The sequence below is a fragment of the Paraburkholderia sp. MM6662-R1 genome (assembly GCF_050436245.1).
In the GTDB taxonomy this organism is placed as follows: Bacteria; Pseudomonadota; Gammaproteobacteria; order Burkholderiales; family Burkholderiaceae; genus Paraburkholderia; species Paraburkholderia tuberum.
Window position 1 is genome coordinate 199,103 of record NZ_JBNDLV010000003.1, and the last position, 23,055, is coordinate 222,157.

Below are 23,055 nucleotides of genomic sequence, written 5' to 3' on the forward strand. Positions count from 1 at the left end.
TGAACGCGCTCGTATTGAACATGGGCTGGCTGTATTTGACCGTGATTGCGAAGCTGGCTTACCGCTTCAACCCATTCGCAATCGCCATCAACTCATCGCCGGCCTGCACGAGTCGCGCATTCGACGCATACGCACGCTGATACAGCATCAGACTGACGAGCTCATCCGACAGCGACACGTTCGAGGCTTCGCTGAATCCTTGCGCCAACGTCCCAGCGTTGTCTTCGCCGGGACGCACGCGGCTGACAGTGATCCCGTCGTCCTGAATGCGATAGATTCCGTCGCCGGCCGATTGCAGCGCGCGCACGTCAGTCGGCATCACGAGTTCGATTTCGCCGAGATCAATCGGGTCGGTCTGGTTCGGCAGAACCGCCTGCACCTGGCCGGTCGCCGAAATGGTGATGCTGGAGGCGTCGCGCGGAACGGAAATCATCGTTTTGAGCGGCAGGCCGTTCGACGCAGTCAGATAACCGTCGGCCCCGACGTGCAGCGTGCCGCCGCGCCACAACGTGGCCGGTCCCGAGTCCGACGCCAGTTCGATGAAGCCGTCGCCCCGAATCGCGAGATCGAGCGCGCTGCCGGTCGGGCGCAACTCGCCCGCCGTGAAAACGTGCAGCGACGGGTCGGCCGCCACGCCCGCGGCGATGGTGACGGTTTCGTTGGCCGGGGCGCGGCTGAGTGGGGCGACCGCCGACGTCAGCAACTCGCTGAAGGACACCGTGCCGCGCTTGAACGCCGGTGTGTTCATGTTCGCGATGTTGTTCGCGGTGACGTCGACGGCTGTCTGCTGCGCGTTCAAGCCCATCGCGCCGATATAAAAAACGTTGTTCACGCTTACATGTCTCCCAAACGCTGCAAAACGGCGCCGACCATGTCGTCGTACGCATGCACGAGCTTCTGGCCGGACTCGACGCGGCGCATTGCCTCCATCATCTGCATCATGTCGTTGCCGACCGCGACGTTCGACGATTCGATAAAGCCCTGCGCGATGTGCGGCTGTTCGACGTCGACGGCCTGCGCGTCCGTGGCATGGAACAGGCCGTCCGCGCGGCGCTCGAGTTGGGTCGGATCCGTAAAAGTTGCGACGCGTATCACGGCTGAAGGTGTGCCGTCGTCAATCAGCGTGCCGTCGCTGGCGATCTGCCAGTTGCCCGAACGCAGGACCACGTCGCCGCCACCCGCGGCTTGCAACGCCCAATTCTGGGCCGTGACGAGACGTCCGTCGGCATCGCGATGGAACGCGCCGAGCCGAGTGTAGGCCGGACCGCTCGCTGTCATGACCTCGAAGAAGCCGGAGCCGCTGATCGACAGATCGAGCGGATTGCCGGTGTGGACCAGCTTGCCGGCGGAGAAGTCGGTGGCGATGCCGGTTGGCGGCGGCGCGAGCATGGCAGACACAGGGACCGTCCCGGTGCGTCCGGCTGCGAGCACGTCGTCGAACGCGATCTGCCGCTTGTAGCCGGGCGTGGCCACATTCGCGAGGTTTTGCCCAGCGGTTTCGATCCGGCGCGTTTCGTGCGAGATCAGGCTGGCCGCGACAGTCATCATGTTATCCATCAGGAATCCGTTTCAATTTGGCAGGCAGGTGGCAAGCTGCTCGACACTCAGGCGGCGAGCGCTGTAGCGTTCGAGGGCTGCGCGGCGCGCGCGGGAGCCCGAGCCGCAGTTGTGTCGAGACTGACCATCGCGAACGATCTCAGGCTGATCGAGTGCGGAACCTCGTTCATCGACAGCACGGCGAGCCGTGGCGCAACACGATGCGTGAAGGTTTTCAGATGACGACGAATTTCCGGGCGGCACAGCAACGCAGGTTTGAGGTTCTGCCGCATCATCGCGTCGACCTGCGCGGCGAGCCGGGCGAGGAAGCTTTCGGCCAGACGCGGGTCGAGCACGAACGCGCCTGCGCCGTCAGCACCCTGCAGGTTCTGCACGATCGCGTTTTCGAGCGCGGGGTCGAGCGTCAGCACCGCAAGCGCATCGTGATCGCTCTGGATTGCCTGACAGATGCCGTGGCCGAGCCGCTGGCGCACACGCTCGCTCAACGCGGCAGGGTCTTTTTCATGCCGACCCGCGTCGACCAGCACTTCGACGATCAGGCCGATATTGCGGATCGCGACCTGCTCGGTCAGCAGATTCTGCAAGACGTGCTGCACGTCGCTGACGGCGAGTACGTTCGGCACGAGTTCCTCGACGAGGCCGGGTGTGCGTGAACGCACTCCTTCGAGCATCGCGACGACTTCGGTGCGCGACAGCAACGCGGGTACGTTGGCCTTGATCACCTCGGTGACGTGCGTGATCAGCACGGTCAGCGGATCGACCGCGGTGTAACCGAGCAAGCGCGCGCGCGACAGCTCGGCCGTATCGATCCATACCGCGGGCAGCCCGAAGGCCGGATCGTGAGTGGCGATGCCGGGCACCTTCTCACCCTTGTCCGACGAGTGAATGGCGAGTGTTTTTTCCGGATACAGCGTTGCCTGACCGAAGCGGTCTCCGAACAGCAGGATCCGGTAGTCGTTGGAGCCAAGCTGCGCGCCGTCGCGGAACACCACGGGCGGAATGGAGACGCCCATCTCGGCCGCGTACTGTTTGCGAAACGCCGCGATGCGTTCGGCCAGCAAGCTTTGCGTCGGGATCCATGCGGCCGTCAGCGCGGCGCCGAACGACACTTCGACGGCCGGCAGATCGGTGGCCTGGGTGGCCGCGGCCGCGTCGCTGTCGCCTCCGTCCGTCGCGGCCTGGTTATCCGGCGCCGCACTTCGTTTGCGGCGCGCGATCCACCAGGCGCAAGCCGCAATCGTTGCAAGGATCAGCACGGGCCACTTCGGCATGCCCGGCAGCGCGAGCAGGCCGGTCAGCGCGACCATGACGAGGATCTGGATCTTCGGGAATTGCACGAGCTGACGCAGCACCTCGTTGCCGAGCTCCCCGTCGGCAGACGAGCGCGTGACGATGATGCCGGTCGCGACGGAAATGATCAGCGCGGGCACCTGCGTGACGATGCCGTCGCCGATCGTCAGCAGCGTGAAGGTCTGCATTGCCTGGCTGAGCGGCATGCCCATCTGCGCGACGCCGACCGCCCAGCCGCCCAGAATGTCGATCAGCAGGATCATGATGCCGGCTACCGCATCGCCTTTGACGAACTTGCTCGCGCCATCCATCGAGCCGTAGAAGCCAGCTTCCTTTTCGAGCGCCTTGCGTCGGCGCTTCGCTTCGTCCTGATCGATGAGACCCATGTTGAGGTCGGCGTCGATACTCATCTGCTGGCCGGGCATCGCGTCGAGTACGAAGCGCGCGGCGACTTCCGACACGCGCTGCGCGCCGGTCGTGACCACCACGTATTGCACGACGATCAGGATGAAGAAGACGATCAGGCCGATGACGAAGTTACCCTGCACGACGAATGCGCCGATTGCCGCGATGACCTGGCCCGCTTCGGCGCCGGACAGGATCAGACGGGTCGCGGCGATGTTCAGCGACAAGCGGAACAGCGTCGCGATCAGCAGCAGGGAAGGGAACGTCGAGAACTCGACGGGTCGCGACACGTAAAACGTCATCAACAGGATCGTGAACGCGAATGCGAAATTGACGATGATGAACAGGTCGAGCGCCCCTGCCGGAATCGGTGTAAACAGCAGCAACAGGATCGCGACGACGGCGAAGACGAGCGCGAGGTCGGAATGATTGCGCAGGCGGGATCGAAGCGTCATGCGGACATCACCTGCGACGGCGCACGTCGCGCCTGCAAATAGATCGCCGCGGTATCGCGATACAGATCGCCCGGCACCTCGCGTTCGAGCACTGCCTTGAAATAGAGCGCGCGGGCGAAACGTGGCGACTCGATGACCGGCACGCCATAGATGAAGGCGAGCTTCTTCAGACGCAGTGCAAAATCGCCGGCCCCTTTGGCGACGACATGCGGCGCGGCCATCCGTGACGGATCGTATTTCAGACCGACCGCATAATGCGTCGGGTTCGCGACGATCACGTCCGCACTACGCACCGCCTTCATGCTGCGCGAACGCTGCAGCAATTCGCGCTGCAACTGGCGGCGCCGCTGCTTGATGCGCGGATCGCCTTCGCGCTGCTTCATTTCCTGCTTCTGCTCGTAGCGGCTCATACGCATCTTTCTCGCGAATGAGCGACGCACCAGCACCTGGTCGAGCAACACGAACACCGACGCGGCCGCGAGCAGCATGAAAAGCAGGTGGACGCCGCTAGCGAGCAGCGTCTGCGCAATGCGTACCGCGGACAGGTCCTCATGTGCGAGCGAGACGGCCGCATCGACGATCGTGAAACGGATGATCGCCACATAGACGACCATCTTGAAGCATGCCTTGGCGGCTTCGATCAGCGTCTGTATCGAGAAAACACGCCTGAGGCCTTGCACCGGATTCAGCTTGCTGGTGTCCAGCCTGAGTGCGCCGGGGGCTAACAGGAAGCCGGTCTGCATCAGCGCTGACAGTAGCGCGCTACCCATCGCAATCGCAATCAGTGGCGCAACCGCGTGCGCGCCCTGCAGCAGCAGCGCCGCGCACACCACCGGCATCGCACGGCCGCTTGCGTCGAGTGACGCGGCTTCGCTCAGCGCATGAGCGCCGAGCGAAGCGAGACGTGCCGCCATTTCTCCGCCCCACACTGACAGGTAGCCGGTACTCGCAAGCAGGCCGAGCACCATGCCGAGCTCCTGGCTGCGCGGCACCATACCCTTCTTGCGCGCCTGCTCGAGCTTGTAAGCAGTGGCCTGTTCCGATTTGTTCTGTTCCGTATCCGACATGACTAATCCAGGGACGGTACGAAAGCCAATGCGTGCGTCAGCAAACGCAATGTCGCAGGTGCGAGTAGACCCGCTGATAGCGCCATCATGACGGGCGTCGCGATGACTTTGATTTGCAGACCCAACATCAGTGCGTTCATTTGCGGCAACGCGCGGGAGAGAAAGGCGATCGATACATCGATTAGAAACAGTGTGACCATTGCGGCCGCGATGACCGACAGACCCATGCCGAGCGCAATGCCGAAATAGCCGATCAGCGCATCGGGAGTGACGGCGACTCGCGCGTAGCCGACTGGTATGACGCTCGTTAGCGCAATCAAAAGCCGTACCAGCTCGAGATGACCGCCCGAAGCAAAAAACAGCAGGCCCGCGACGAGCGTGAGTATCGTGCCGAACAGCGGCGCCTGTGCACGCGAACCCGGATCGATCACCATCGCGAGACCGTAGCCGGCCTGGACGTCGAGCACGCGGCCAGCAAACGTTAGCGCGGCAAACGCGGCCTGGAACGCGAAGCAGATCGCGAGGCCCAGCATCAATTCGGCTGCAGCGGCGATGAGTAGCGCTGCGCCGTCCATGTAGACGTCGGGTGCAGCGCTATATGCCAGACATGCGGCGAGCGCCAGCACGAAGCACACGCGGACCCGCGCGGGCACCTGCGTTTGTGAGAACGGCGGCGCAAGAACGAACACCGGGCCGATTCGCAACGAAAGAAGAAGAACGCCGAGCGTCCAGCTCGTGCTGGCTTCGATTGTCATTGCGTTAGCCCAGATCAGGAATGCTGCGGAAAAGCGACGCTGCGAAACCGGTCAGACGCGCGAGCATCCACGGGGCGAGCGAAACCGTCACGATGACGGCGACCGCGAGCTTTGGCACATAGCTCAGGCTCATCTCCTGCAGCTGTGTGACGACCTGAAAGACACTGATCAGCAGACCGACCACGAGCGTGGCAATAACAATTGGCCCCGCAATGAGGAAGCTGTTCCAGAACAGCTGCGTCATCATTTGGATTGCCTGGTCGGCCGACATGGATAAGGTCCCCGTGTTTAAGTGGGCCGCATTATGAAGAGCTTTCTTTCGAATTGGAAGTTGTGAAATTGAAAAAAATAGTGAGGCAAACGAATGAAAATAGTGAGGCAAACGAATCAAAAACGAATGTAATCAGAGAGGTAGGTGCTTATATCAAAATAGTCGATCGTCACTCAAAATAGTCGATCGTTACGTATTTTTAGGACAAGTTCTATTTCGCAGATGATCGACCATTCGCGAAAAATCAGGCGTTTGCCTATTCCAGTTCTTGTGACGATTTGTTAAGGGGAGGGGTCTTATTGCTCCGGGTCACCTTTCTCGCGATCGCTTTTGCAAGTGTATTGCCTTGTGGGTCCAAGGGCCGATTCAATGCCGCATCAAGGGCTTGACTCGCTGTATTTTGATCGCCTGCGGAGGTGCTGAGCAGACTCTTCGCAAGTGCGGCGGACAGACACTCGGGGTCCAGCCGCAACGCCACCTTCATATGCGCACGCGCCTCGTCGAGTCTGCCTTCCCGCAGCGCCACGATGGCCAGTGCGCCAGGGGCTTCGGCAAAACCGCGATCTAGGTGAGCGCCTTGTTCGAAGCGCGACCGCGCCAGTTGTAGATCGCCATTGAGCAAATGGGCCCAGCCGGCCGCAATCCAGGAGCCCGCATGGGTGCGAAACGATTCGGATGCGGCGTCGATGTATTGCGCGGCCTGCTCGAAGCGGTGCTGTTCGAGTAGCACGAGCCCTGTGCCGAGAAGCGCGCGGCTGTGTGCCGGCTGGATGCGCAGCGCCTCCGCGAACAGCGCCATAGCGTCGAACTCGCGGCCTTCGCCGAGTGCCAGCAAACCACCTATGGCGAGACCGTCGGGAGAGCTCTTTGCAAGAGACGCGAACTGTTGCGCGCTGTCGGGATGTCCGGCATCGAACAAAGCAGCGGCGAGGAGTCCGCAGACTTCGATGCCGGTCTCCGGATGATCCGCATACCGCTTGCCAACTTCGATGACCTCGTCGAGGCGGCCTTGATGGTGAAGCGACCGCATTTGGAGCGTGATGGCTTGGGGAATCGTTGTCAGCACGCCTTCATCCAGCAGCGCTAGCGTTTCGTCGAAAGCGCCGAGCATGGCGTGCGCATAAGCTTTGTTATAGCGAATCGCGGGATGGCTTTCACCGTCCGGTAACGCGGCGAATGCCCGGAGCGCGTCCTCGAATTTGCCACGAGCCATGGCACACAGCCCACGCAGATGCATCGACTCAGGCGGCACCGCACCGAGCGCTTGCTGACGTGCGAGCAGTTCATCGCACCGTTCGAATTGCTGTGCGTCGAATGCGCACGCGGTGGCGTCTCCTAGCAACGACAGGTTGTTGGGGTCGGACTCAAGGAACGCAAGCAGCCGGGTCAGTCGGGCAGATGCCAAAGCAACGGCGTGTTCGGAAGTGGAGTTCATTTGGCGTCGGGTGTTCGCTGCGTCGGTGGACAAAGCCGAAAGTGATGGATCGGAAGTGAGTAGCCTTTTTCTAGCATAGCAGTCTGGAATTGCTGCGGGATCCTTATTGCGAGATCAGGCCGGCAATCGCCGCCACAATTTATGCTTCATCGCACGCAAGGACGCACGAGATCCTGAGCACCTGAGATTTTCGCTAAACAGTTCTAAAAATCTTCGGACAACTTGTTCGGAAGCGGTTCGGGAAACCAATCGCGCAAGGCTTAACGAACAAGTACGGGGCATAGATGGTAGCGATCGTCACGGGCAATGGTTTGGGGTTGCAGTCGTCGTCGGCATTGGGGCTTGGAGCCCATGGCCAGGTCGGCAATGCGGCATTCGGGCAGACCGGAGAGCAGCTCTATGTGAACGCGGCGAACGGCAATCTGGTGATTCAGGATCGTGACCAGTTGCTGCTCGGCCAGGGGGTGAACAGTTCGATCTACCGCGCCTATAACAGCCTCGGACAGTTTGCTGGAGACAACTGGCGCCCAGGCGGATCGCGCACGGTGGATGGCCTCACTGGGACGCTGAATAGCATAGGCAGTACGGTAACCCTGACAGACTGGGATGGTTCGAGTACGGTGTACGAGTACGATGCGTCGCGCCAGTTGTATGTGTCGACCGCGTGGCTTGGCGCCAGCGTTGTCCAAGGCGACTTTGAGCCCGGCTATGCCGATGCTACTGGCACAGGGGCGTACGCGACGCTGTCCTTTGATGAGGCGACCCGCAACTGGCAGTGGAACGACGGAAACAACGGGCTGAGCGAGCTTTACGATGCCACGCGAGGCGGCAGGCTCGTGTCAACCCGCGACAGGGACGGCAATACGGTCGGCTACGCCTACAACGCCGCAGGGCAGCTCGCGCAGGTAACGACTGCAGGGGGCGACGTCACCTATCTCGACTACAACGCAGCCGGCCAACTGACGGATCTGCGCTCGGTCTACCGGGGGATGGGTAACAGTCTGGTCACGTCGACCACGATCCGTTACGCGTACGACACACAGGGCCGGCTGTCGCGGGTGACAGTCGACCTGAGTCCGGAAGACAACAGCATCGCCGACGCTCACGTCTATACGACGACCTATACGTACGACGGCACGAGCAGCCGGATCGCCTCGATCACCCAGTCGGATGGATCCCAGGTGATGTTCACCTATCTTCAGGTGAACGGCGAGTACCGGGTGGCGACGATTGGCGAAAAGGCCGACGACGGGGTGTTTCGGATCACCACGCTTAGCTATGACACCGCGAACAGGCAGACGACGGTGACCGATCCGCTTGGCTACAGGAAGGTCTTGACGTATGACGATGCCGGCAGGTTGACCAGCATCCGGTCGACTTCGTCTCTGGACGGACAGTGGGTAAACCTGAACTTTACGTATAACGTCAACGGCGACAGCGACCTGCGGATTCTGAATGATGGTAAGGGCAAACCGATCTACTTTATTTACGATGCCGCGGGCAATCTGATCAGCCAATCGGACAGCTCAGCCGACGTTACCCGTACGTACGGGTCGAACAATGAACTGTTGACCGAGACGGTCTTTGACAAGACCAGCAATTTTGCCAATGGTTACGCGAACCAGTACCTGACGACGCGCTATGTCTATGACGCAGCCGGGCATCTGCGATACGTGGTGAGTGCGGCGGGCCGCGTCACGGAGTTCAGGTACAACGCGGCGGGCCAGAAGGTCAGCGAGATCCAGTACACATCGGCGGCATTCGACGTCAGCGCCTTGAGCAACACCGATGCAGTGTCGGAGGCGACGTTGAATGCATGGGCGGCGGGCCTTGTGAATCCCAGCGAGGCGATCCGTATCGATTCGACGTATGACTACCGTGGGAACCTCGCGACGGTCACGCGCTATGAGAAGCTGCTGGCCGACGGCACAGGCGATGTGACGGGAGCAATCATCCAGACACGGTACGTCTATGATGCTGCCGGTCGTCTCCTACAGCGTTTTGCGGGCAGTCCGGGCAACGAGAAGGCTGAAACTTTCACGTACGACGGGCTCGGCCGCCTGCTCTGCGCGATTCAGTTCGACGGCGTCACGACGCTGTATCAGTACGACGATGCGCACCACACGGTTTCAGTCACCTTCAGCAACGGGCTGACGCGTACCTCTACGTATAACGCCGCGGGGGAACCGGTCGCCGTGGTCGATTCGGTGCAGGGCAAAGTGCAGTCGCAGATCAGGAACTACTACGACACCAACGGCCGGTTGCAGATGACGACCGATGCCAATGGACTGAATACGCACTACCTGTACAACGGGCGTGGCCAGTGTGTCGCACAGATCGCCCCTGATGGAACATTGACGGAGTATGTCTACGACACCACATTCGCGAGGCCGCTGCGCACGCTTACCTATGCAACCAGGCTTACGGCCGCGCAACTCGCCTCGTTGACCAACGCCGACGGGACACCCGCCGAAAGGCTGAAATCGGGGGCGCTGCTGACGCTCGACTCCTCGAAGCTGCGCCCGCCTGCATCGGTGGACGACCGGACGGTATGGGCTTTTTATCTCAACAACTTCATCGACCATACCGTTGACGCGGACGGAACCGTCACCCAGGTTCAGTACGACGGCAGCGGACGTCCCGTGGTGAAGACGGTCTTTGCGAACCGGGTCGACATCAGCGTGGCGCCGACACAGGTCTTACCAGATGCCGATCCGGCCAACGATCGCGTCACGCGCTACTTCTACGATCAGGATGGTTTGTTGCGCGGGGAACTTGACCCGGAAGGTTTCCTGACCGAATACCGGTACAACGGCGCAGGGGAGCGTGTTGAGACGGTTCGTTATGCCACGGCAACGGACGCCTCGTTGCGCAGTCAGGGCATGTTTGCGCAGCTGGTTCCCGGTAGCAGCGACGCAGACGCTCACCTGAGCTACTTCTATGACTCGCGCGGCCTGTTGTGTGCAGAAGTCGATGCCGAAGGTTACGTGACGCACTATAGCTACGATGCGTGGGGCAACGTCACACAGCGCGTGCGCGGCCAGCAAGTCGATCTCGGCTCGACGCAGGCGCCACAGCAGATCCCGGTCACGATTAACGTGACCGGGACGCTGGGTTCAAGCGGCAGTGTTGAAATCTGGATCGATGGCGTGCAGGCGGGAGCGCTCACGTTCGACTTCCCATTCGGAGGCTTCGCCACCGGTACGCTTGACGTACCGAACATAGTGCCGCTTGCGCATCATACGATCGAGTTCCGCTATCCGGCGGACAGCGGCCTCTCGATAGGGTCCGCAACCTTTGGCGCATCCTGCCTGAGCAAGGCTGACGAGCTGAGCACGCCGGTAGGCGGTAACGCCTCGCAGCAAAGCCTGCGCTATGTGCTGCGGGCCGATGCCATGCTCGCGTGGACAAGTCGTCCCGGGCAGATGGAGTTCACCTACTACACCTACGACGCAATGGGACGGCTCACGGGCCGCACTACGTATTCGCAGGACGGTATGGGCGGCAATGTCTCCACTAGCTGGACCTGGGACGACGAGGGCCGCGTGGCCAGCGAGACGACCGCTGGGCGCACGACGACCTACCGCTACGATCTGCAGGGACGGCTGATTGCGCAGCTGGGCGGCGAAGGCAGCACGGCGCTCGCAGCGCTTGGCGCGAACGCAACGCTTGCACAGATCGATGCCGTATGGCAATCGTGGGGGGTGAGCTACACGTACGACGCGGCGGGCCTGCGCACCTCCATGACGGACGCGAACGGCAACACCACGTACTACTACTACGACGTGGCGGGCCACCTCACCCACGTTGTCAATCCGATCGGCGAAGTCGTCGAGTACCAGTATGACGCATTCGGTGACGTGACGGAGACGCTGGTCTACGCGACGCGCGTTGCAGCGGACACGCTGGCCAGTCTGGTAGGCGGTCTCCTGCCCGACCCGCTCAGAAGCACACTTGCGGTGCTGGGCGATGATGGTGACGTCACGCGCACTGCTTTCACTTACAGCGCCGCCGGCCGCCTCGTCCAGCGTACCGATGCGTTAGGTCTGAGCACACGCTATATCTACAACACGTTTGGCGAGCAGATTTCCACCGTTCGTGACATTGCCTCCAATGTTCAGGTGCGAGACACGATCGACTACGACCGGCTCGGTCAGGCGATCCGCCATACGTCCGACGCGGGCGGCCTCAACCTGCTCACTCAGGCAATCTACGACGCGTTTGGGCGTGTGATCGAATCGATCGATGCCAACGGTGTGCTGCGCCGCCAGGACTACGATCGCAACGGCAATGTGGTGGTGGTGACCGACGGCACTGGCGCGCGTATGCACATGACGTACGACGCGTTCCGCAACATGCTCACCCGCACCGACGCGACGGGCAGCACGACGACATGGTCATACTCGGAGTTCGACCGCGCGGTGACAGTGACGACCGCCGAGGGCATCAGGACCACATTGACGTACAACGACGCCGGCCAGATCGTGACGCTGACCGACGGGCGCGGCAACACGACAGGCTACACGTACGACCGTGACGGCAACCTGGTCAGCACGACCGATGCAACCGGTGCGACGACCACGCAAAACTACGATCACGCAGGCCATCTGATCGATACGGTTGACGCGCGCGGTGTTCACACCACGTATAGCTACGACGCGACGGGCCGCGTGCTGAGCTGCACAGTCGACCCGAGCGGCCTGAATCTCACGACCCGCTACGAATACGACGGCAAGGGTCAGGCGACCCGCGTGACGGACCCGTCTGGCGTCGTGACCGAGACCCGTTATGACGCAGCCGGACACACGGCTTCCGTGACGGCCGACGTAGGTGGACTGAACCTGTTGACGACGTTTGCTTACGATGGTGTTGGCAACGTCCTCACCGTGACCGAAGGTGCGGGCGGCTGCAACCCGCGCGTCACGCGGAACGTGTACGACAAGGCGGGCCGTCTTACCAGCACGACCGTCGATCCCGGCAAGCTTGAACTCACGACGAGCTATGGCTACGACGGCAACGGCAATGTTGTCTCGGTGACCGATGCGGCGGGCGGCGTCACGCGCTACGTTTACGATGAGGAGGGGCGGCAGATATGGTCGGTCGGACCGACCGGCGCGCTCGTCAGGAGCGTGTACGACGCCGCAGGGCGTGTCGTCGCGCGAACGGCGTTTGCCTTCCCTCTGGACGGTTCGCCGGACAATCTGACCGACGCGTACATCACGGGAAGTCAAACGGTTCAGCCGCTGCTCGACCAGACCACGCAATACGTGTATGACGCAGACGGCCGCTTGCGCTACGTGGTGAACGCGCTGAACTACGTTGCCGAGAACGTCTACGACGCCAACGGCAATGTGATCAGCACGATCACGTATGCAAGCCCCGTCAATATAGCGGGTGCCCTCACCGTCGAGGCCGTTGCCACAGCGCTGAGCGCCCAATCGGCTCAGGCGCATGCGAGCGATCGCACGACGCGCATGGTTTATGACGTGGCAAACCGGGTGGCAGCCAGTATCGATGCGCTCGGCTTCGTCACATCCAACTGTTACGACGCCGGCGGCAATCTCCTCGAACGCACGCAGTACCAGACGCCGTATGCGGAGGCCGGCATTCCAGACGCCTCGGCGCTGGAACTCTGGCTCGCGTCACCTGGCGTCGCGAAGCCATCCGGGGATCGCGCCACTACGTGGATTTATGACACCGCCACCCGGCCGGTCTATGTGATCGATGCCGAAGGCTACGTCACGGAGCAACGTTACGATCCAGCGGGCCATCTGCTGACGACCATCCGCTACGCGGACAGATACGAAGCGGCGCGCGGCGCCAGCCAGAAACAGGCTGCCGCTCTTCTGCCGCAAATCATTCCGGCTTCGGCGGCCGCGACGGGATACGACTATGACAGCGCCGGACGTCTGACGAGCACGACGAATGCGGCAGGCGTCGTCACGCGCTATGAACTTGACGCGCTGGGACGCGCGGTGAACACGAGCGTCGCCGATGGTCTGCCCGAACAGAGCGTCACGCACGCGGTATTCGACGCAGCTGGGCGCATGATCGAACAGACCCGCGCGTACGGTACGTCAGTCGCTGCGACATCACGTTACACGTATGACGGGATGGGACGTGTGACCGCTGAGACCGACCCTCGCGGGGTGGAGCTTTCCGAGCGGGACACCGCCTGGGCACTTGCCGAGCGCAAGGCGCGTGGCTATGTCGACGCGAATGGCAAGGCGCTCGAGGCAGCAGCGCTCAGCCCCAGCCAGCGGAGCAATCTGCAGGCGGCGTATCGCATGCGCTATATCTACAACGCGAGGGGTGATCTACTGGTTACGGCCGATGCGCTCGGCTATATAACCAGTAACACCTATGACGCTTTCGGCAATAGGGTGACGGCGGCCGACCAGAACAGGAACATCATCAGCCAGATCTCCTACGACGTGCTGAACCGCGCGGTGCAGGTCGTCTCGCCGACGGCGAGCATCGTGCTGACCGAATACGACGCGTTTGGCGATGCGGTCAAGGTGACGCAGGATACGAAGGCGGTCACCCGCATGGAGTACGACCGGCTCGGCCACCTGGTGAGGTCGACCGACGCCGAGGGCTACGGCGAAATCTACGCGTACGACGCATTCGGCAACCGCACCGGCTATACGAACAAGGTCGGCGGGCAGTTTTCTTATACGTATGATCGCCGTGGACTGATGCTGTCGGAAACACTACCGGTTACTTCGGGTGGCAAGGCGGTTGTCAACACGTTCGAATACGATGCGCGCGGCAATCGCATCGCGACGATCGAAGCGCAGGGGCTCAAAGAGGAGCGTGTTACGCGCTATGGGTATGACCTGCTTGACCGGCAGATCACGCTGACCGGCGTGTCGGTGTACCAGGCTGGCTTTCCTGCGAGCACGACCGAGACACGGGTCTATGACGCGCAAGGCAATCTCACATCGATTACCGACGCGAATGGACATACCACCACGTTGTACTACGACGTGGCGGGCCGGAAGACTGCGCAGGTCAGCCCGACCGGCACGCTCACGCTGTGGGCGTGCGATGCGGTGGGCAATGTCATCGCGACGAAGGTCTACGCGGATCCGATCGTGGCGCAACCTGGTTCGCAACCGCCGGTGCCTGCCGATGCGGCCAACGTGCGCGAAACGCGATACGTCTACGACGCGGATAACCGGCTCACTCAGTCCCGCGTGCAGAATGTAGCGACAGGCTATTTCGATCCGAGCGCGGGTGACGACGCGCGGGGCGAATACTTCATCACGTCTGGCAGCGAGCTGGTGACGACGTGGGAATACGATGGTTGCGGCCAGGTTACCGCGACCGTCGATCCGACCGGCAATCGCACAACGTACTTCTATAACAAGGCCGGACAGAAGACGCTCGAAATCGACGCGAAGGGCTTCGGCATCGCGTACACGGTGAATGCGCAAGGCAACGTCACGCAGGAAACGCGGTTTGCACTGCCGTTCCCGGACCCGGTTTCGGCGAGCGCCTCCGTCAATACCATCGTCGGTTCGTGGCCCCGCAGCCCCGACGATCGCATCACCAACTACACCTGGGACAACAACGGCCGGTTGCTGAGCGAGTCGCGCGTCGGCGTTGAGTTCGCGAAGGTCGACGCCAACGGCAAGCTCGTGCAGTCGACCGGTGACGCCACGTCGAACTATTCATACGACGGAGAGGGGCACCTGCTGCGCAAGGTCGACGCGAACGGCAGCCAGTACGACTTCACCTATGACGCGCTCGGACGTCTGACGGGCGAGATGCTGCCGCAGTTCGCCGACTATCAGAACCGGCAGGTGCGCGTCACGACGCTCTATCAATACAACGGCCTGAACAACGTCGTGAAGGAAACTCGCAAAGGCGAGCCGGACCAGGTGACGTCGTACCTCTACGACGCGGGTGGTCGCCTTAGTTCGAAAGTCAACGCGCTGGACGTGGCGACGAATTTCAAGTATGACGCCGTGGGCAATGTCACGAGCGTCTACTATCTGCGCCGCGATGCGGACGGATACCAGTGGTTCGACTCCACCACGATCACCTATGACGCGGAAAACCGCGAAACTTCGCGCTTCACCCAGACGAGTGACGCAGCGACAGGTGCACGGGTGTCAACTGGTGCACTGATCGAGCAGCGCTACAACGCGTATGGCGAAGTGACCGGACGGCGTACGGGGGGCGGCGGCGCGAACGGTGAATGGCAGGAATATGCGGACTATGACAACGCCGGCCGGGTGGTGCGCACGAACTTTGATGACGGGGTGTCGCATCTGTTCATGTATGACCGCAATGGCAATGCGACGCTGAAGGTCGAGTCGATGGAGAGCGATCTGCGCTATCGCGTGATCACGACCGGGGACGATCTCGTCGCGCTGCTGCAGAGCGTCGACATGATGCAGACTTACACGCGCTATGACGAGCGGAATCAGGTGATTCAGATTCGGCAGCCGAAGACGTCGGGCGGAATACCGACCATCAGCTTTAGCCCGGTCGATATTCCGATCGATGGTGGGGTGTTCGCGAATACTGAATTGAGCATCTCGGGGTGGATCGATTCGGCAGCGCGGCCGGTGACCGGGCCGACGTTAAGTCTCGTCGACGGAGACGCAGGAATTTCTGCAGGAGGCGGGAGCGTCGCGGTATCCGTTTCCGGCCAGTGGAGTTTCACGCCCTACATTGACGGCAGTATTGGCGGTCGAGCCACAGTTTCATCGCTTTCGATCAATCTTCCAGACCTCAGCGGAATCTACGGCGCGTATCAGATCCAGGCGGTTGTCCACAGCACGGCAACGATCACGCATTGGACTGGCGCCAATACGAACAACGGAGGCCTTGAGCACCTTGTCACCTATCAGGACTCGACGGACTCGCCGGTGGTCACCAGTTCGATCAATGGGACGCAAATTACCGTACCGGTCAATTGGTCGGAGCTCGGCAGCATTACCAACGTAGATTTCGCCTATACGGTCGATCTGACGTTGATCCCACTTAATGGCGGGGCACCGCGCAGCTTGGGCTCTATAGGCAATTCGGCCCATCTGTATGGGTCGGACAACGGACCGTCGAGCGGAAAACCGGATGCGCTCAATACGGATACGGTGCTGGGCGACACGTCTGTGACCAACGTCATTTCGGTCGCGCGTGGCACATTGCCCGACGGTTCGTATGGGATGTTGTATTACCGACCCGCCGGAACAGATCAGCCCTTTCAGACTCTCGGCAAGAGCACCGCCAGTCTGGCAAATTCGTTTAGTGCCGACATCAGCGGTTTGCCCGACGACGACTACGAAATGATCTTCATGGCGGTCAGCGACGGTGGCTACGGTCCAGTGGGGACGCTGCTCCGACGCGACAGCTTTGCAGTCCACCTTTCCCGCAGCGACAATTCGACCATTTTTCAGACCGACCTCCCGGCGCATGTCCCAAGCTCGCGCCCCGGCTTCACGGTTGACGCATCAGGCAGCTATATCTGGTCGGCACCGCAGGTACTGAACATCTACTCGCTGGAAAGCACGGAGTTGCAGCTGGCCGATCACATCGTCGTCCATCTGCGCGACCCCAACAATCCAGGTTGGGCGCTGGATTATCCGGTCTGGCGCGATCCGGCCACCGGCGCGTTCTCGATAGACATGGCCGCGCTTGGTGCGGGGAAGTACGACATGTCGCTTGACCTGTTCGACGCGGCTGGGACACAGATCGATGCACTGCGTGGCGTGGTCAATCTGCCGGGCAATGGGCAGTCACCGTCGCTATCGTCGCTTGGCTATCTCGGTGATCTGAAGTCGACGGTCGTCTTTCATACGCAGCCCGCGGACACAGACCACGTGATCGTTTCGTGGGAGCAGAACGGCTTGACGCAGTACCAGACTTTGTACCGCACGGGCAACGCCTTCCAGTGGGATACGACGCAGTCGGGCTTGCTGCCGGACACGGATTACGCAATCAAATTCACCGCTTACGACACGGCGGGCCGGCCGCTCTCGATGGGCCAGGGCGACATCAGGATCGGCGTCAACACGGATTCGGGCGTGACGCTGACGGGCAGCGCGCTGCCGTCGATCTTCCAGTTTTCGCCGACGGACAGCAGCGGCGCGCCGCTTACGAACGTCGATACGATCACACTGTACTACCGCGAATCGACAAAGCAGGATGGCGACTATGATCGGCCGTTCAAAACGGCGATCCTCGCTCGCGACGCTGCCGGCCGCTTCCTGTTCGACGCGGGCGATCTGCCGACGAACGTCGAGTACGAGTACCGCTACCTCGCAATGGACGCCGCCGGCAACGTGCTGATGGAGCGCCAGAGCTACTTCCTCACCGGCACGCGTAACAACCCCGTCACCAATGTCGACATCGTCGGAGTGATCGAGGAACTGGCGAAGGACATGACGATCGACCGTCTGCAGCAGCACGACGCGTTCGGTGAGGTGTCGGCGGAGAGGGACGGGCGCGGCAACTGGACCTACTCGTCGTATAACACGATGGGTTCTCTCACGCTCAAACGCGAGCCGACTGTCATGGTCACGCTGGAGAACGGGGCGCAGATAGAGATGGCTCCGCTCACCACGTACTACTACGATCTGACCGGTAACCTCGTGGGCCTGAAGGATGCGAACGGTCATCTGAGCACCCAGCAGTGGAACTATGGTCTCGCGCAGCCGGCGGTGGCGCAGTCGTGGGATGCGATGGGGTATGGCAAGAACTTCTCGTATGACGCGGTGGGAAATCTGCGCGTGTCGACCGACGAGCTGGGACGACGCACCGATTACACGTACGACAGGGCCAACCAGCTGATCGAGATCGCCCGGCCGGTGTTAGCCAACGGGCAGCGCAGCATCGACCGCTATGAGTACGATGGTGCGGGTAACCGCATTGCCCACACAGACGCGCTGGGCGGACGCGAACGCATCTACTACGACGCCGACGGTCGTATCGTGAAGACCGTCAGCGCGGCGGGCCGCACGGTGCAGTACGACTACCGCTGGGCGAGCACGATCAGCTCGATCGGCTCGGTCGCGAGCGGTGGATGGGTAAAGACGACGATCGATGCGAACGGCCGCTCGATGGTCGACGAGGTGGATCTGTTCGGCCGGGTGACGAAACATACCGATCTCGGTGGCCACGTGTTCCAGTACACGTACAACTGGGCCGGTCTGCTGACAAAACAGGAAGGCACGAGTGGCCAGCATGTCGAATACAGCTATTACTCGCACGGTCTGGTGCGCTCGATCATGGATTACGGCACGCAGACCCAGTCGCTCTACGAATACGACGGCGACGGCAACCGTACGGCGGAATTTTTCACGGACTTCGGCAACTCGTACGTGTTCGCGCAGTCGCGGGTCGAATACGACGCACTGAATCGCGTCGTGGCGATCCGTGACAACAGCTACCAGGTCGGTTACGAGTACGACGCGCTCGGCAATCGCCGCCGGATGATGGCGACGTACACGGACATGGTGGGTTATCACGCGACGGAGCAGGAGTACTGGTACGAGTACGACGCGTTGAACCGCTTCACGGTGTCGATGGGATCGCTGTCGGGCGCGCGCGCTACCGATCCGGACGACACCAGTGTGCATATCGTGGCGGGCGCGGCCGGCGGCGACGGCGTGCAGCTTGGCTATAACGCGGCCGGCGAGCGGACGATGGCGGTCTATGCCAGGGATGGACGCACGGAGTACTACACGTACGACGCGAACGGCTTGCTGGCGACGCAGACGGTCGACGGCATGGTGATCCGGCAGCGCACCAATGATCTGCTGGGGCGCGTCACGGAGATCATCGAACGGGACAGGAGCAGCGGTCAGATCGTGACGGCGGTGACGCGCGACTGGGACGCCGACAGCCAGTTAATGTCCGAGCATGACAACATCGAAGGTACGACGACGACCTATACGCGCATGGCCGACGGCACGCTCGGGCAGGTCGCCACGCGGCCCGACAATGGCAGCGGCGCGACCATGACATCCACCTATTCGTACGAATGGTGGGACAGCGCGAAACAGAGCCAGATCCTGGCGCAGGGGAGCAACCCGGACGCGCCGGGCTGGAGACCGGCATCGAGCTATTTCAACTACGACGTCAACGGCAACCTGAAGGCCACCTACGACAATGGTGGCGGCCAGGCGGGCAGGGCACGCGCGTTCACGTACTACACCGATCTGCGCGGCCAGGTGCAGCGGCGCGACGAACTGGTGGGCGTGACGGTGGCGGATGACGGCACGATCCGGGGCGCGACGGGAGACAGGAAACACAACTACTACTTCCTGAACGGCAACCGGGTGGGCAACCAGGGCAACGACGGGGTCGAGACGGTCGACTACGTGCAGGAACTCGCGGGCAAGCTCGCGAAGGGCAGCGAGAGTCAGTACAAGGTGTTCACGCCGGTGGGCAGCGCGGACTTCGACGAGAACTTCATGGCGATCAACGGGGTGTATCCGGGCGTGAGCCCGGGTACCTGGACGGTGCGCGATGGGGATACGCTGCAGTCGGTCGCGTCGTCGCTGTGGGGGGATGCGACGCTGTGGTACATCCTGGCGGACGCGAACGGGCTGAAGGGCGATGACGTGCTGAAGGCCGGGCAGATGCTGACGGTGCCCAACCAGGTCACGAACGTGCACAACACGGCGACGACGTTCAAGCCGTATGACCCGGGCAAGGCGATCGGCAATACACAGCCGACCTTGCCGGATCCTCCACCGCCGCCGAGCAAGGATGGGGGATGTGGTGGGGTGGCCCAGATTTTCGCGGTAGTCATCGCGGTCGCGGTATCGGTCGTGTCGATGGGTACGGGCAGCATTGTTGGCGCAATGCTGATTGGCGCCGCGGGAGCGGCCGCGACGCAGGGCGTCATGATCGCCGCAGGCGAGCAGCATGGATTTGACTGGAAGGGGATGGCAATTGGAGCTGTGTCAGCTGGTATCGGGGCGGCGGCGGCCCCTGCCACCAGCTTCTGGACCGCGGCTGCTCAGGGGGCGGTGCGTTCAGCGGCAACTCAGGGTATGGCGCTCGCTGTTGGTGCTCAGCGCGGGTTTGACTGGAAGGGCATGGCAGCGTCCGCTGTGGCATCTGGGGTCGGCTTCCAGGCGGCACGGACGATTAATGTCGGCGGCAGCAACTTGGGCTTTAACATGGGCTCGGATCCAGGCAGGTTTGTAACGGGCATGGGTGCGGGGATAGCTGCAGGGGCTGCTAGTACAATCGTGCGCGGTGGGAGCCTTGGGCGCAATGTTGGGGCGATCACGATGGATGCCATCGCCAGCACCATTGGCAATCTCGTCGTCGACCAGGTGCAGGCCGGCTCCGTTGGGAAAACCGATACGACCGCGCAGCGTGTGCAGGAAGCGATCGGCGGCATGAATGCGCAGGTGCTGCCGGGCGGGCTTGGTGGCGTCGGCAGCGGGTTTGTAGCTCCGGAGGCGTCATACAGCAGTAGCACTGCACTGTTCGGTGTGTATGGCGGGCTCGTTGACAGCAGCCAGACGCCGTACGCCGGTGCTGCAGCGCTCTTCGGCCCGTCTTCTAGGCTGGCAACCTCACAAATCGATCCGCGTCCTGCAGTGCTGGCCGATAATAGCGGCGGCTCCGATAATCTTCTCTACGCGTGGGATCGTGCGAAACAGTACGGGGCTGATGGCTGGAATGCGACCAAGCAGTTCGCGCACGACATGGTCGGCGCGACCAGCATGGACGCAGCACGGGCGAACTGGGATGCGGGGAATTACGGCACGGCTGTAACGAAGGGTGCCCAGTCGTTTCTGGAAGCGGGCATGACTGCTTTTACCTTGGGAGCTGCTGCACCGATCAAAACGGGAATCACTGCGCTCGTCAACGGCGGGCGTGCAACATTCGCGAGCGAAATGCTCGGCGGTGGCGCACCGATCTTTAGTTCCGGTGGCTTGCTGGGTTCGCGCATGTGGGCCTCGTCGGTGGGTACGGGAGCGATTAGCGCGGGCGTCAACGCGGGAGCGCAGTACTTCTTGACTGGGGATGTCAATCCCGTTGATGTCGGTGTGAGTCTTGCAGCAGGTGCACTGGGTACACGCAGTGGCTTGCGATGGAATATGGCAGTGAATGCGGTTGGTGGCGCAACAGGTACAGCCGTCAACAACGTCGTGTATGGGAAAGACGACTCGATCGGTGGGGCTGCTTTTACCAGTGGTGTCTTGTCCAGCTTCGGCTATGGACTAGGTAAGCTCGGCCAGGGCGCGATCACCTCGTCTATTAGACCTTCTCTCACGTCAAGTGATTGGGCCGCGACCGGAGTGTGGTCAAGTGCCGGATGGAATTTGCTCAACCCCAACCACCTGCCAGTTGTCGCAGGTTCTCTGGGGGGGGCGTCCGGTCAGGAAGCTGTCAATGCCATCTATCTGCAGATGCAATCGCAGCTCGGAGGCAAGAAATGATGAGAAAGTTACTTTCCGTATTCGTGAAGTCGCTCCTGATCTGCGTGCCAGGAATGGCTGTGATTGGCGTCGTTGGGGTGTACTTGAGCTGCTTCTTCGTGGCTGGTTGCTACCAGACGTTGGGAATCGCAGGGGTGCTCGGAGCGGTGAGTATTAAGGGCATCTTCGTCAAGGGCACGTTGCTTGCGCTTGCGTTCACGTTGCTGTCGTTGCCCAAAATACGAAGCTCAATGCGGTAGGGTGTCACGCGCGGTCGCCCGTAATCGCCAACATTGGGCGCGATGTTGGCGCGATCTCGATGGATGCCATCGCCAGCACCATTGGCAATCTGGTGGTCGACAACGTCGCGGGTCAGGCAACAAATACGGGCACACTGTATGGCGTGGGTGGAGACATCAACGGTATGGTGCAGGGTGCGTATACGGTTGACGCAGGCAAGCAGTTTGCGTGGCTGGCCAATGAGCAGTTGAACTCCGGCAGCATGTTCGATGCAACGGCAGCGAGCCTGGGCCTGACGACACAGGCGGCACATGGTCTGATACAGGCTGACAATGGCCGATCGATTGTAGGCTCGCCGCTCTCGCCGGAGGTGGAAGGTCACGCTGTGCCGTATCCGCAGATCTCGGTGTCGTCGCTGCCGGAGTCTGGTGTGACACTGGCGCAGACAGAGGGTGGATTCTGGCGCGGACTCAGTGGCGACAGACGTAGCGTGTTCGAAGGTCCCGCACCGCTGTCGGAAAAGATCGGTGCAGGCGTGCGCGCGGTGGGTGAGTTCATCGTTGATCCTCTTATTGAGGTGGGAAACCAGTATCGCGATGTCGCCGCTGCGGCGACGGGTGCAGCTGGCGGCTGGCACAGTGCCTTTGCGCAGCAGGTCTCTGCCGGAAGTTATGGCGGAGCGGCGCTGACGGAGTTCGGTGCGGTTGCTGGAGCGATGCCGCTGGCCGGGGCGACGCTGAAGGGCGTTGCATCGGTTGCTCCAGCACTTGCCGACACGGCTTATTTTGCGGTTGAAAGCTATGCGGCCAAGACCGGCCTGGTCTCCTATATCGTCGAGAATGGCCCCATTGGCACGTCTAGCAACATCTGGCGTACCGGAGACTCGCTGGCGGAAGGCCTGACTCAGAGCCAAGCGAAGAATCTGGATCGATATCTGGATAAGTTGCCGGCCAATGCCCAAGACTTCCGTGTCGGAAATCTGCCCAACGGAGGAGTGGTATTCCAGGCAAATTCACCAGCAGCCAACATTCAAGGCTCTTTCGTTGCGTACGAAAAGCAGGTCGATGCGTTTGGCAATACAGTTCTCTATACGAAGACCACGTATGCACCGGATGGCCGCATTGTCCACGTGGCACCGAAATACCCTGTCGGCCCAAAACTCTTTCCGGGGCAATGATATGAAT

10 protein-coding genes are annotated in these 23,055 nt (G+C 61.6%); 3 read left to right on the plus strand and 7 right to left on the minus strand.

Features of this window, described 5'->3' with window-relative positions; all coding sequences use genetic code 11:
* Positions 1-58 precede the first annotated feature (58 nt).
* The 7 genes from OKW39_RS23530 to OKW39_RS23560 all read right to left on the minus strand — a co-directional run bounded on the left by OKW39_RS23530 (position 59) and on the right by OKW39_RS23560 (position 7,235).
* Positions 59-832, minus strand: coding sequence for a flagellar hook-basal body protein (locus tag OKW39_RS23530; RefSeq protein ID WP_187618587.1), 774 nt, complete (start codon positions 830-832; stop codon positions 59-61).
* A 2-nt stretch (positions 833-834) separates the two neighbouring features.
* Complete coding sequence (locus OKW39_RS23535) at positions 835-1,557, minus strand: flagellar hook-basal body protein (protein ID WP_429360454.1); 723 nt, start codon at positions 1,555-1,557, stop codon at positions 835-837.
* A gap of 47 nt (positions 1,558-1,604) precedes the next feature.
* Positions 1,605-3,707: a flagellar biosynthesis protein FlhA gene (locus OKW39_RS23540; protein WP_429563824.1), complete on the minus strand. Its 2,103-nt coding sequence runs from the start codon at positions 3,705-3,707 to the stop codon at positions 1,605-1,607.
* Positions 3,704-4,774 carry an EscU/YscU/HrcU family type III secretion system export apparatus switch protein gene (locus OKW39_RS23545; protein WP_429563825.1) on the minus strand — a complete coding sequence of 357 codons (1,071 nt, stop codon included), beginning with the start codon at positions 4,772-4,774 and terminating at the stop codon, positions 3,704-3,706. The genes OKW39_RS23540 and OKW39_RS23545 overlap by 4 nt, the downstream gene beginning before the upstream one ends.
* Before the next feature lie 2 nt (positions 4,775-4,776).
* On the minus strand, positions 4,777-5,529 hold the full coding sequence (locus OKW39_RS23550; RefSeq protein ID WP_429563826.1) for a flagellar biosynthetic protein FliR: 753 nt from the start codon (positions 5,527-5,529) through the stop codon (positions 4,777-4,779).
* 4 nt (positions 5,530-5,533) lie between these two features.
* Entirely contained in the window at positions 5,534-5,800 is a 267-nt protein-coding gene (locus OKW39_RS23555) for a flagellar biosynthetic protein FliQ (RefSeq protein ID WP_184058948.1), read from the minus strand.
* A 256-nt stretch (positions 5,801-6,056) separates the two neighbouring features.
* Complete coding sequence (locus OKW39_RS23560; protein ID WP_429563827.1) at positions 6,057-7,235, minus strand: tetratricopeptide repeat protein; 1,179 nt, start codon at positions 7,233-7,235, stop codon at positions 6,057-6,059.
* Positions 7,236-7,519: 284 nt separating this feature from the next.
* Between OKW39_RS23560 and OKW39_RS23565 the strand changes: the two genes are divergently transcribed.
* From OKW39_RS23565 to OKW39_RS23575, 3 genes are read left to right on the plus strand one after another with little or no spacing between them, the layout of a single operon-like run.
* Entirely contained in the window at positions 7,520-21,652 is a 14,133-nt protein-coding gene (locus OKW39_RS23565; RefSeq protein WP_429563828.1) for a LysM peptidoglycan-binding domain-containing protein, read from the plus strand.
* Entirely contained in the window at positions 21,649-21,891 is a 243-nt protein-coding gene (locus tag OKW39_RS23570) for a hypothetical protein (RefSeq protein ID WP_429402335.1), read from the plus strand. Before OKW39_RS23565 ends, OKW39_RS23570 begins: the two co-directional genes overlap by 4 nt.
* Positions 21,892-21,950: 59 nt before the next feature.
* Complete coding sequence (locus tag OKW39_RS23575) at positions 21,951-23,048, plus strand: hypothetical protein (protein ID WP_429563829.1); 1,098 nt, start codon at positions 21,951-21,953, stop codon at positions 23,046-23,048.
* Positions 23,049-23,055 lie beyond the last annotated feature (7 nt).

Bases quoted from the DNA above. Each gene is read 5' to 3' on its own strand.
- OKW39_RS23555 (WP_184058948.1), bottom strand. From the start codon at position 5,800: ATGTCGGCCGACCAGGCAATCCAAATGATGACGCAGCTGTTCTGGAAC.
- OKW39_RS23575 (WP_429563829.1), top strand. From the start codon at position 21,951: ATGGATGCCATCGCCAGCACCATTGGCAATCTGGTGGTCGACAACGTC.
- OKW39_RS23570 (WP_429402335.1), top strand. From the start codon at position 21,649: ATGATGAGAAAGTTACTTTCCGTATTCGTGAAGTCGCTCCTGATCTGC.
- OKW39_RS23560 (WP_429563827.1), bottom strand. From the start codon at position 7,235: ATGAACTCCACTTCCGAACACGCCGTTGCTTTGGCATCTGCCCGACTG.
- OKW39_RS23535 (WP_429360454.1), bottom strand. From the start codon at position 1,557: ATGGATAACATGATGACTGTCGCGGCCAGCCTGATCTCGCACGAAACG.
- OKW39_RS23540 (WP_429563824.1), bottom strand. From the start codon at position 3,707: ATGACGCTTCGATCCCGCCTGCGCAATCATTCCGACCTCGCGCTCGTC.
- OKW39_RS23565 (WP_429563828.1), top strand. From the start codon at position 7,520: ATGGTAGCGATCGTCACGGGCAATGGTTTGGGGTTGCAGTCGTCGTCG.
- OKW39_RS23550 (WP_429563826.1), bottom strand. From the start codon at position 5,529: ATGACAATCGAAGCCAGCACGAGCTGGACGCTCGGCGTTCTTCTTCTT.
- OKW39_RS23545 (WP_429563825.1), bottom strand. From the start codon at position 4,774: ATGTCGGATACGGAACAGAACAAATCGGAACAGGCCACTGCTTACAAG.